At 40.9% G+C, this 12,936-nt stretch carries 8 protein-coding genes; 5 read left to right on the forward strand and 3 right to left on the reverse strand.

The window, feature by feature from the left end; all coding sequences use genetic code 11:
- The first annotated feature begins 144 nt into the window (after nucleotides 1-144).
- The 3 genes from mfd (at nucleotide 145) to ACRRSQ_RS09210 (ending at nucleotide 5,725) form a co-directional block, all read left to right on the forward strand.
- The gene (gene mfd, locus ACRRSQ_RS09200) at nucleotides 145-3,672 is read left to right on the forward strand and encodes a transcription-repair coupling factor (protein WP_440875440.1); all 3,528 of its coding nucleotides are present in this window, start codon (nucleotides 145-147) and stop codon (nucleotides 3,670-3,672) included.
- 92 nt (nucleotides 3,673-3,764) lie between these two features.
- Nucleotides 3,765-5,384, forward strand: a complete 1,620-nt coding sequence (locus ACRRSQ_RS09205; protein WP_440875441.1) for a CsiV family protein — start codon at nucleotides 3,765-3,767, stop codon at nucleotides 5,382-5,384.
- A 53-nt stretch (nucleotides 5,385-5,437) separates the two neighbouring features.
- The gene (locus ACRRSQ_RS09210; RefSeq protein ID WP_440875442.1) at nucleotides 5,438-5,725 is read left to right on the forward strand and encodes a DUF1244 domain-containing protein; all 288 of its coding nucleotides are present in this window, start codon (nucleotides 5,438-5,440) and stop codon (nucleotides 5,723-5,725) included.
- A gap of 93 nt (nucleotides 5,726-5,818) precedes the next feature.
- Here ACRRSQ_RS09210 and dnaJ read toward each other — a convergent pair whose 3' ends face one another.
- The 3 genes from dnaJ to grpE form a co-directional block, all read right to left on the reverse strand.
- Nucleotides 5,819-6,964 (reverse strand): molecular chaperone DnaJ, encoded by a 1,146-nt coding sequence (gene dnaJ, locus ACRRSQ_RS09215; protein ID WP_440875443.1) that lies wholly within the window; start codon nucleotides 6,962-6,964, stop codon nucleotides 5,819-5,821.
- Nucleotides 6,965-7,247: 283 nt separating this feature from the next.
- A complete protein-coding gene (gene dnaK, locus ACRRSQ_RS09220) occupies nucleotides 7,248-9,176 on the reverse strand; it encodes a molecular chaperone DnaK (protein ID WP_440875444.1) in 1,929 nt (642 codons plus the stop codon).
- Nucleotides 9,177-9,429: 253 nt separating this feature from the next.
- Nucleotides 9,430-10,065, reverse strand: a complete 636-nt coding sequence (gene grpE / locus ACRRSQ_RS09225; RefSeq protein ID WP_440875445.1) for a nucleotide exchange factor GrpE — start codon at nucleotides 10,063-10,065, stop codon at nucleotides 9,430-9,432.
- A 172-nt stretch (nucleotides 10,066-10,237) separates the two neighbouring features.
- Between grpE and nadK the strand changes: the two genes are divergently transcribed.
- Nucleotides 10,238-11,119 (forward strand): NAD(+) kinase, encoded by an 882-nt coding sequence (gene nadK, locus ACRRSQ_RS09230; RefSeq protein ID WP_440875446.1) that lies wholly within the window; start codon nucleotides 10,238-10,240, stop codon nucleotides 11,117-11,119.
- 132 nt (nucleotides 11,120-11,251) lie between these two features.
- Nucleotides 11,252-12,916, forward strand: coding sequence for a DNA repair protein RecN (gene recN / locus ACRRSQ_RS09235; protein ID WP_440875447.1), 1,665 nt, complete (start codon nucleotides 11,252-11,254; stop codon nucleotides 12,914-12,916).
- Nucleotides 12,917-12,936 lie beyond the last annotated feature (20 nt).

Here is a 12,936-nt window from a genome sequence, read left to right on the forward strand (position 1 = left end):
CGTGTTATTTATGCCATTTATAGTAAAAGGCTTAGCAAGACTGCCGATTTTTTGTTTAATTTACTCGCACTAACAGTAGCACTTTTTACCTGCCTTAATTAGAATGTGCTGCGCTGTTATTATTCTTTTACTATTCGGAAAAACATGAGTCAATTACCTAGTATTTTATCGCCGATCATTGCCCAACGACGTGGTCAGCATGCTGACAAAAAAACATGGTCAAATTTACCGGGAAGCAGTAATGCGCTAGCAATTATTCAGGCGGCAAAGTCGGCTACTGTTCCGCTATTGCTCATTACTCACGATACCCCGAGTGCCTTACGCTTAGAGCAAGAGTTAGTAAGCTTAAATTACGACAACAGCCTAGCTATTTGCCTATTTCCTGATTGGGAAACGCTACCGTACGATACCTTTTCTCCACATCAAGATATTATTTCTCAACGCTTAGCCACGTTGTATAAATTATCGCGCTTAGACAAAGGCATTGTCATTGTGCCAATTTCCACCTTAGTACAACGCTTAGCACCGAAACAGTATTTAGAAGCCAATAGTTTAATTATTAAAAAAGGCGACAACAAAGACCTACATCAGTTGCGCCAAGAATTAGAAGCAAGTGGTTACCGCGCGGTAGACCAAGTAATGGAGCACGGCGAATTTTCAGCCCGAGGCGCGATATTAGATTTATTTCCTATGGGCAGTACAACGCCTTTTCGCCTAGATTTTTTTGATGATGAAATCGACGAAATACGTTTATTCGACCCAGAAAGCCAGCGCTCGAAAGATAAAATTGATGCAATCAACCTATTACCTGCCCACGAATTTCCGCTAGATAAAGCAGGCATTAATTTATTTCGCAGCCAATACCGCGAAAAATTTACCAGCGCGATTAACAAAGAGTCGATTTACCACCAAGTCAGCAATGGCATTATGCCTGCCGGTATCGAATATTACTTACCGCTCTTTTTTGAACAAACCAATAACTTATTTGATTACTTATCTGAGCAAACCTTGGTGGTTATTTCCGGCGATATCGAACAAGCGCTTAGCCACTACTGGAGCGATGTAGAATATCGTTATGAAGATAGACGTTACGACCCTACGCGCCCATTGTTGCCACCAAATGAACTGTTTCTCAATATCGAAGAGTTGTATTCAGCGCTTAAACCGTTTGATCGCATCACCATTACCTCTGATAAAACTTCAGAAGAAAGTACTGATTCAACGCAAAACACCCAAGGTAGAAAAATTACCTACAATGTTGGTAGCTTGCCTGATTTAACGATTAATCATCAGCTTAAACAGCCTTTTGAGTTACTTGAACATTTTATTAGCGATAAAGAAACACCCGACAAAATTTTATACATTGCCGAAAGCCAAGGGCGACGTGAAAGTGTGCTTGAACTACTGCAGCGCAATAATATTAAACCGCCACTGTTTAATTGCATTGAAGAATTTATTGAAAGTGACGCTAAACAAGGGATCACGGTAAACGCTCTTACCCAAGGTTTTGTCTTTCAAGCAAAAGGTGTCGCTAAGAAAAATGCCATCGCCTTGATCACCGAGTCTGAGCTATTAGGCGATCGTGTTCGCCAATCTCGTCGCCGTGCCAAACAGCAAGATATTCATGCTGACGCCATTTTCAAAAATTTAGCCGAGTTAACAATCGGCCAGCCGGTAGTTCATATTGAGCATGGCATAGGTCGATACTTAGGTTTGCAAACCCTAGAAACCGGTGGCATTACCACTGAGTTTTTAATGCTTAGTTATGCCAACGACGCAAAATTATACGTACCAGTAGCCTCATTGCATTTGATCAGCCGATACTCAGGTAGCGACAATGAACATGCCCCGCTACATAAACTTGGTAACGATACTTGGAGCAAAGCTAAGCAAAAAGCGGCTGAAAAAATACGTGATGTTGCCGCAGACTTACTCGACATTTATGCCAAACGCGCGAGCAATAAAGGTTACGGTTTTAATTACGACAAAAAAGACATGCGCGCCTTTGCTGACAGCTTTGGTTTTGAAGAAACCTTCGACCAAGAAACCGCGATTAATGCTGTAACCAACGACATGATAGCCGCAAAAGCCATGGACCGTTTAGTGTGTGGCGATGTAGGTTTTGGTAAAACCGAAGTGGCAATGCGCGCAGCATTTATCGCGGTAAACGACAGTAAACAAGTGGCGATTTTAGTGCCGACCACGCTACTTGCACAGCAGCATTATGAAAACTTTCGCGATCGCTTTGCCAACTGGCCGGTTAACATTGAAGTACTCTCGCGTTTTAAAACAACCAAAGAGCAAAATGAAGTCATCAAAAAGGTTGAATCGGGTGAAATCGACATTTTAATTGGCACCCATAAACTATTGCAAAATAGCATCAAATATCACGATTTAGGTTTATTAATTGTTGATGAAGAACACCGTTTTGGGGTTAAGCAAAAAGAAAAAATAAAGCAGCTGCGCGCCAATGTCGACATTTTAACCTTAACCGCAACGCCAATTCCTCGAACACTCAATATGGCGATGGGCGGTATGCGCGATTTATCGATTATCGCCACGCCTCCGGCAAAACGATTAGCGGTGAAAACCTTTGTTCGCCAACGTGACGACGCCTTAATTCGCGAATCAATCTTGCGTGAAATTTTACGTGGTGGTCAGGTCTATTTCCTACACAATAACGTTGATACTATCGAGAAAACCGCAGCCGATATTCAAACCTTACTGCCGGAAGCTAAAATTGTTACCGCCCATGGGCAAATGCGCGAGCGCGAACTTGAGCGCATTATGGGTGATTTTTATCATCAACGTTACAACGTATTAGTATGTACCACGATTATTGAAACCGGTATCGACGTCCCTACCGCCAATACCATTATTATGGACAGGGCCGATCATTTAGGTTTGGCGCAGTTGCATCAATTACGTGGTCGTGTCGGACGCTCGCACCATCAAGCCTACGCCTATTTATTAACACCGCACGAAAAACGCATGACCAAAGATGCCAAAAAACGTCTAGATGCTATCGCCTCACTTGAAGATTTAGGCGCTGGCTTTACCTTAGCCACACACGATTTAGAGATTCGTGGTGCCGGCGAGCTATTAGGTGAAGAGCAAAGTGGCTCGATGAGCCAAGTAGGTTTTAGCTTATATATGGAAATGCTTGACCAAGCGGTTGCCGCGCTTAAAGAAGGCAAGCAACCATCGTTAGATCAAGTCATGTCTGATCAAACTGAGATTGATTTACGTGTACCTGCCCTACTGCCAGACGATTATATTTTTGATGTTAGCCTACGACTCAGTTTGTATAAACGTATTGCGAGCTGCAAAACTAAAGCGGCATTAGATGAAATTCAAGTTGAACTTATCGACCGTTTTGGCTTATTACCGCAAGCGACTAAAAATATTATTCAAATTGCTAAGCTAAGATTCAAAGCACAAAACATTGGTATTCGCCGTATTGAAGCAGGCCCTGCTGGCGGCTCAATTGAATTTAGTGATAAAACCAATGTTGACCCGGTATTTATTATTGGCCTAATTCAAACCCAACCTAACATTTATAAACTGGAAGGGGCAAACAAACTTAAATTCAAATTGGCCAGTGAAGATGCTAAATCGCGTTTTCTATTAATCACCAATATACTGAATGAACTTGGTAAAAAAACAAAATAACACGCTCTGTTCGCCTTTTTATTTGTTAATATAACGAGCACTATTTACTCAGTTAATAAGGATTAGCTGAGTTTTTATTTACAGGACAATGAATGACCTTTAATAAACTCACATTATTTATTTTTTCACTATGTTCAACAGCAGCTGCATTTACTGCCAGTGCGGCAAACGAACGCTGGTTTGAAGTTGAAGTTATTCTGTTTTCTCAGCTCGATGACAAATCAACACTTAAAGAAGAGTTTCCTGCAGCAGACGCCATTACGCCGATGCCTAAATACAGCAAAGTTATCGACTTATTAGCGCCTTATTTACAACCAGATATCGCCTCATTAAAATCGCGCCTGCCAAGTTGTGACAACCCCAACTACGCTGAAAGTTTATTTATTCAAGCAAGTAAACCGACACCACTATTTATTGAAAAAAGTCTCGCTGACATTGAAGAGCTTACTGCAAACGAGAGTGATAACACATTACTTGTTGAACCTAATGACAGCCAGCAAACGATTATCGATGAAAATATAGCTGGCAATGTACCGACTAATGATTCGATACAAGTACAAAACTTTTCAAACGCTAGTGAAGAAATGATTAATACCGCTGACAGTAACAGCTTAAACAGCGCCACCACAACTGAATATAACGACGGTACGGGGCAGTTAACCACTGAGCCTTATATTTCAACGTTAACACCAGAGCAAGTTGCCTTAGTTGAACAAGCCGAGCAAGCCTTTGCCGATATTCAATTTTTTGAAAAAAACAACCTCATTAGCCAAGGCTTAACGGCCAATAAACGACAACCACTTTGTCGCCTACCAGAGCAAATGTTTACCGAGCTCGCCAAACAAGACAAAAACTTTGATTACGATGGCTTTACCTTAGATGCCATGCCAACAACGGTTAACAATGTTGAAAACCCTTACAGCAAGCGCCCATATTTACTAAGCAGCGGCTCACTGCAATTACACGATATCGTTAAGCAGCTGCGACTTAGTCGAAACTTTAGACCTATGCTACATATGGGCTGGCGACATGCCCCTAAAGATAAAAAATATGCAGAAGCGTATAAAATTTATGCCGGGGAAAACCTTCAAGGCCATTATCAAAAAGCATCAGATAAGCACCAACGAGCTTTGGCACTAGCAAGTGAAAACGCTGTTAAGCCGCTACAGCTAAGTGATTTATCTGAGCAGGTAAGCAGTTATAGCAATCAAGATCATCAAGCGCTAAGTATTGAGTCAAGTCAATCATTAAGCCAAAATGAGTTAGCGCAACGCGAGATAGAACAAGCGATTAACGCCAAAATAGCCAACCTTGTTCAACAAGCGCCAAGCATCAATGAAAACCAGTTTGATGAAATAACAGATGCGCTAGATAATCCAGAAAAGCTACTGAATTTTTTACCAAAAACACAAGAAACAGAGGCGATTAAGCCGCCTTTAGCACCGCTTCAACCTTGGTATATCGATGGTTTATTTCGCGTGCATTTAAATCACTATTTATACATCACTGCTGATTTTAGTGTGATGAACCATACACTGGCTCAGCAGGCGACTCATGCACTGTCATCAGACCAGCCTCTTGAATTAAAGCCTATTCGTTTTCAACAAAACAAGCGGGTGATCAGCGGTGAAATACACTATTTTGACCACCCTTATATGGGCATGATAGTGCAAATCAGAAAACATAAACGCCCAAGTTTGCCTGAGCAATAAAATTAAATTCAGGCAAGTTAAAAAAAAATTAAGCAATAACCAAGAGAGTATCAATGGACAATCAAGACAAAATTCAAGCCGCCGTATTTCGCCGCTTATTGGCACATTTAGATAATAGAAAAGATGTGCAAAATATTGAATTAATGAACTTAGCCGGTTTTTGCCGTAACTGTTTTTCAAAGTGGACAGTAGCAGAAGCCGAAAAACTAGGCGTTACCGTCGACATTGATACCGCCCGCGAGCAAGTTTATGGCATGCCATATAGCGAATGGAAAGAAAAACATCAACTACCAGCAACCGAAGAACAGTTAGCAAAATTTAACGAATTAAACCCAAAATAATAAGTTTAAGAAATCAACTAATAAAAAAATCCAGCTAACAATTAGCTGGATTTTTTGGTTTATAAGCACTAAAGGTTAAATATTAGCGTTTATTTAGCCTTTGAGATCATCGAAGAATTTTTTCACACCGTCAAAAAATCCGGTTTCTTTTGGGCTATGCTTGCTGTTGCTCTTACCCATTTTTTCTTCTAGCTGACGAAGTAAATCGGCTTGATCGCCTGATAAACTTACCGGCGTTTCAATGACGACTTTACACATTAAATCACCAGTAGAATGGCTACGTACTGATTTAACACCTTTACCACGTAAACGGAACATTTTACCGGTTTGCGTTTCTTTTGGCACTTTCAGCTTCACTTTCCCTTCAAGTGTAGGGACTTCAATTTCACCGCCTAATGCCGCGGTAGTAAAACTAATTGGCACTTCACAGTACAAGTGGTTTTCATCACGAACAAAAATATGATGATCTTTAACATTCGCTTGTACGTATAAATCGCCCGCTGGCGCGCCATGCTCACCCGCTTCACCTTCGCCTGATAAACGAATTCTATCGCCAGTATCAACACCTGGTGGAATTTTAACAGATAAGGTTTTGGTTTTCTCAACGCGGCCTTGACCACGACAAGAAGGACAAGGATCAGTGATCACTTTACCTTTACCGCTACAGGTTGGACAGGTTTGTTGAACAGCAAACATGCCTTGGCGCATTTGCACTTGGCCATGGCCATGACAGGTAGAACAGGTTTTAGCACTGGTGCCTTTTTTCGCGCCGCTGCCACCACATGGGTCACAACTAACAAACGTTGGCACTTTAATTTCTAAGGTTTTACCTTTAACCGCTTCTTCAAGCGTTAGTTCAAGGTTATAACGTAAGTCTGAACCTCTACGAGAGCGTGATTGACCACCACGTCCGCCGCCACGTCCACCACCAAAAATATCGCCAAATACGTCACCAAAAATATCACCAAAATCGCCTTGACCACCGCCAAAACCGCCACCACCGTGACCGCCTTGTTCAAATGCCGCATGACCGTATTGGTCGTAAGCCGCACGTTTTTGATCGTCATTTAGAATTTCATAAGCTTCTTTTACTTCTTTAAACTGCTCTTCTTTTGACTTATCACCCTTGGTTCTATCTGGGTGAAACTTCATTGCTAAGCGTTTGTAAGCTTTTTTGATATCACGCTCAGACGCATCTTTCGATACCCCTAGCACTTCATAATAATCACGTTTTGACATAGTTATTTCTTTACTTCAATTGATTGAATATTCATTTGTTTAGCTTCTTAACACTGAGCAATTCAGTAAAAAACCAAGCAAATTAACATCGCGTTTTATATAAGGTCTTACATAACAAAGCGCCGAAGTTATCGACGCTTTAATATTAAAGGAACAAGCCTTTGATGACTCTGTTTAAGCTGTTTAGGCTAATTTCAAGAAGAAGGCACGGAGCGTAGTTTACCTACGTGAGTACCTTCGACAAAGAAATTAGTTGAAACAGCGACAACAGAGTTATTCAAACTTACTTGTCGTCTTTAACTTCTTCGAATTCCGCATCAACAACATCGTCGCCAGCTGGAGCTGCATCCGCTTCAGGTGCTGCGCCTTCAGGAGCCGCGCCGCCTTGTGCTTGAGCTTTCGCTTGCGCGATTTCCATTAACTTAGCTGAAGCTTCAATTACTGCTTGAGATTTTGCATCAATGGCTTCTTTGTCGTCGCCTTTGATGACTTCTTCAAGTTCAGTTAATGCAGCTTCAATTTTGTCTTTGTCTTCGCTAGGTAAATCGTCGCCCGCTTCTTCAATTTGCTTACGTGTTGCGTGAACCATGCCGTCAGCTTGGTTACGTGCTTGAACTAATTCTTCAAACTTCGCATCTTCATCAGCATTTGCTTCTGCGTCGCGTACCATTTGCTCTACTTCATCATCTGATAAACCAGAAGAGGCTTTAATGGTAATTTTTTGCTCTTTACCTGTGTTCTTATCTTTCGCAGTAACGTGCAAGATACCATCGGCATCAATATCAAACGTTACTTCGATTTGTGGCATACCACGTGGCGCTGCATCAATACCTTCAAGGTTGAATTGACCAAGTGATTTGTTTGCACTTGCTTGCTTACGCTCACCTTGCACAACATGCACAGTAACCGCTGATTGGTTATCTTCTGCTGTTGAGAACGTTTGTGATTGCTTCGTAGGAATCGTAGTGTTTTTGTCGATAACTTTGGTCATCACACCGCCCATTGTCTCAATACCTAGAGATAATGGAGTAACGTCAAGAAGTAATACGTCAGTTACGTCACCAGAAAGAACACCCGCTTGTACTGCTGCACCAGAAGCTACTGCTTCGTCAGGGTTAACATCTTTACGTGGTTCTTTACCGAAGAAATCAGTCACCGCTTTTTGTACCATTGGCATACGTGTTTGACCACCAACCAAAATAACATCGTTTACGTCGCTTACTGAAAGGTCAGCATCTTTAAGGGCAGTTTTTAACGGCTCTAAAGTTGCTTGAACCATGTCTTCAACTAAAGATTCTAACTTAGCACGAGTTACTTTAACGTTCATGTGCTTAGGACCAGAAGCATCCGCTGTAATGTAAGGTAAGTTAACATCAGTTTGTTGTGCTGAAGAAAGCTCACATTTTGCTTTTTCTGCCGCTTCTTTCAAACGTTGCATTGCTAATGGATCAGTGGTTAAGTCCATGCCTGCGTCTTTTTTGAATTCAGCTACAAGGTAGTTGATTAAACGGTTATCGAAATCTTCACCACCTAAGTGAGTATCACCATTAGTTGCTAATACTTCGAACGTGTGCTCGCCTTCAACTTCGTCAATTTCAATAATTGAAATATCAAAAGTACCACCACCTAAATCGTATACTGCAACAACTTTATCACCTTGTTGCTTGTCCATGCCGTAAGCAAGTGCAGCAGCCGTTGGTTCGTTGATAATACGCTTAACATCTAAACCTGCGATACGGCCAGCATCTTTAGTGGCTTGACGTTGTGAATCGTTAAAGTAAGCAGGAACCGTAATTACCGCTTCAGTTACGCTTTCACCTAAATAGTCTTCTGCCGTTTTTTTCATTTTTGCTAAAACTTCAGCAGAAACTTGTGGTGGCGCAACGTTTTTATCACGTGCGGTTACCCAAGCATCACCATTGTCTGCTTTTGTAATACCAAATGGCATAATTTTAATATCGCGTTGAACTTCTTCGTCTTCAAAACGACGACCGATTAAACGCTTGATAGCAAATAAGGTGTTTTTAGGGTTAGTTACTGATTGACGCTTAGCTGGTTGACCAACTAAAGTTTCGCCTTCTTCAGTGTATGCGATGATTGAAGGTGTTGTACGATCACCTTCTGCGTTTTCAATTACACGAACACTATCGCCATCTAGTACAGCAACACATGAGTTTGTTGTCCCTAGGTCAATACCAATTATTTTGCCCATCTTGAGGATCTCCGAATACTATTAAAATGTAGATTAAATCTGTTGATGAACAGTTAGTGGGGGCAGGAAAATTGGTTTTCAACACTAAAAAGTGAAAAATGTAAGAAAATTTTAGTAGAAGGCGATATTTTTTATGTTTATCGTCTAATTACCACAAAACGATGCTTTGCACTTTAAAGTCGCTTTGTAAACGTCAGCCAATAAAAAACCAGCACAATGGCTGGTTTTTTCATTAACGATATAAAGCAAAAGATTATGCAGTAGTATCTACACTTGGTGCAGCTTTAGATACCATCACCATTGCCGGGCGAATTAAACGACCATTTAATTCATAACCTTTTTGCATTACGGCAATAACCGTGTTTGGCGCAACACCTTCAACTTCTTGCATAGACATCGCTTGATGTTGCTCTGGGTTGAACGGTTGGTCTTGTGGGTCAATCGCCTTAATAGCAAATTTTTCTAAGCCAGAAAGTAAACCTTGAAGGGTTAGGTTAACACCTTCGTAGGTTGTTTTTTGCGACTCATCTTCGGCGTCAATCGTTGCTAAACCACGCTCTAAGTTATCAACAACCGTTAACATTTCACCGGCAAACTTTTCTAACGCAAACTTACGCGCTTTTTCGACGTCTTGTGCTGCGCGGCGACGGACGTTGTCTACTTCAGCTTTAGCACGAATAACTGAGTCTTTTTGATCAGCTACTGTCGCTTGGGCGGCAGCAAGTGCTAATTCTAATTCGTTGATTCTTTCTTGCTCTTCACTGATCACTTCATGAGCATGTTCATGTTGCTCTTCAACTTGCTCTTCAGCTTGTTGCACTATTTCTTCAGCCAATTGCTCTGCAGCAAGTTCTTCGGCACTTTTATTCTCGGTTGACTGATTCGTCATGAAAAACTCCAAGGTAACACATAAAATATTGGTAAAACTTAATAGGGCTAATTATGGGGCTTAGATTTTACGATTCAAGCGTAAAAGCAAAACTTTTGAAAAAAGTGAACTTTACAAGCGCCCCATTAACAGCGAAACTTAGCCTAATATCAAGAATTTTAGACACAAAGCTATGTCCAACCAGTATAAAACGATCGGCTTAATTGGTAAACCTAACCACGAAGGTGCAGGAAATACCATTGAAGCGCTACATAATTACCTTACCGAACACAACTATAATGTTTTGGTTGAGAACTCTGTTGCAAGCTCAGTGTCGATTGACAATATTAACAGTCAATCATTGACTAAAATAGGTGAATTAGCCGATCTTGCAATTGTGGTTGGCGGCGACGGTTATATGCTAGGCGCAGCGCGCGTACTGGCTTGTTACGACATTGGCGTTTTAGGCGTTAACCGAGGTAATTTAGGTTTTTTAACTGACTTATCACCTGATGATTTATTCGAGCCATTAGCTAAGATTTTAGCCGGCGAGTCTAAAAGCGAACAACGCTTTATTATTGAAGCAGAAGTGTATCGTCACGGAAAATTAAAAAGCTCCAACAGTGCGGTAAATGAGGCCGTACTTCATGCTGGTAAAGTAGCCAACATGATTGAGTTTGAAGTCTATATTGATGGTAGTTTTATGTTCAGCCAACGTTCAGACGGTTTGATCTTGTCTACACCTACCGGTTCAACGGCTTACTCAATGTCTGCCGGCGGACCAATTTTAACGCCAAACCTAAATGCACTTTCTTTAGTGCCTATGTTTCCGCATACCTTAACAAGTCGCCCAATAGTGGTCGATGGTAACAGTGAAATTAAATTAGTACTCGCCAATGAAAACTATGAAAATTTGCAAGTAAGCTGTGATGGCCATGTGATTTTGGCAGTAATGCCGGGCGATGAAGTGATTATTCGAAAAAGTGAAAATACCATTCGCTTGATTCATCCACTGGATCATAATTATTTTAGCGTTTTAAGACAAAAGCTCAGTTGGGGTAATAAACTTTATTAATTTCAAAGTGATGTAAAATAAAACAGCATAATTAATCATCAACACTTGCATAAAAAACCGATACTGTATAAATTAACAGTATCGGTTTTTTGCATTTAGCTCAAATTTAAAAACGATTAATAGAGAACTCTTATGCTGCTACAACTTAACATTCAAAATTTTGCTATTGTTCGAAATCTTGACCTTGAATGGCATCAAGGCATGACCACCATCACAGGTGAAACTGGTGCAGGTAAATCTATTGCCATTGACGCATTAGGGCTTTGCTTGGGCGAACGAGCAACCACCAATACCGTTAGACCAAACTGTAAAAAAGCAGAGTTAAGTGCAACCTTCGACATTGCTAACAATACAGCAGCACAAAACTGGCTAAAAACAAAAGACCTAAATTTAGACGACGACTGCATTTTACGCCGTATTATTTCTGCTGAAGGTCGCTCAAAATCTTATATTAATGGCAGCCAAGTACCATTAATACAGCTTAAAGAGTTAGGCCAATTACTGATTAATATTCATGGCCAACATGATCACCAATTATTAACAAAAGCGAGTGAGCAGCGAAAAATTGTTGATGATTATGCCGATCACTGCCACTTGTTAGACGAAGTAAAGTATTACTACAAACAATGGCAACAACTGAATAACGAATTAAAAAGTTTGCAAGACAGTCAATTGCAACGAGAAGCTAAACGCCAATTACTGCAATATCAAGTCACTGAACTTGATGAATTCTCACTGCAAGAAGATGAGTTTTTACAATTAGAAGGCGACTATAAACGTCATAGCCACGCACAGAGCATTCTGACCGAAAGCCTCATTGCACTTGATATCCTCAGCACCAATGAACAATTCAACGTTAACGACAGCTTAGGCAAAGCGATTGAAAATTTGTCTGCGTTTAGTCATATTGATGCGGATTTAGCCAATATCACCAACTTACTGCAAGAGTCATTAATTCAAATAGAAGAAGCAAGCAACGATTTACGCCATTACCACGATAAACTTGAACTCGACCCACAAGCCTATGCCGCAATTGAAGAGCGATACTCTCTTGCATTGCAGCTAGCGAAAAAGCATCAAGTTGCGCCTGAAAAGTTACCTCAACTACATGCAAGTTTATCGCAAGAGCTAGCAAATATTAGTCAAGACGAATCTCGTGTATTGACAGTGATTGATGAAATTGAAAAAACTGAACAAGCGTATTTTCAAAGTGCGGAAAAATTATCAAAGTCTCGACAAAAGTCAGCCAAAGCCCTTAGCAAGAAAATCAGCACCAGTTTACATGAGTTAAATATGGAGCATGGTAAATTTCATGTAGATATTACTCATAACGATAGCAAAGCATTATCACCTAATGGTATTGATGAAGTCTTATTTTTAGTGAGCTTAAATCCTGGGCAAGCCTTAGAGGCCATGCATAAAGTTGCCTCTGGCGGTGAGTTATCAAGAATAAGTTTAGCAATGCAAGTCATTCTTGCCGATAAAGTAGTAACACCTGCGCTTATTTTTGACGAAGTTGACGTTGGCATTAGCGGCCCTACTGCTGCGATGGTTGGCACTAAATTGCAACAACTCGCCCAGAAGACACAAGTTATCTGTGTAACTCATCTACCGCAAGTTGCGTGTAAAGGGCATCAACAGTTTTTTGTTGCAAAATTAACCGACGGAGCGCACACAGAAACGACCGTTACGGAACTAAGTCAGCAAAGTCGCGTCAAAGAAATAGCTCGATTACTTGCGGGCGATAAAATTACCGATAATAGTCTGGCAAATGCCGCCGAGTTATTGGCTGGATAACAAGATTAACGAAGAAATTA

This window comes from Thalassotalea sp. PLHSN55 (assembly GCF_052030545.1).
In the GTDB taxonomy this organism is placed as follows: Bacteria; Pseudomonadota; Gammaproteobacteria; order Enterobacterales; family Alteromonadaceae; genus CANMXU01.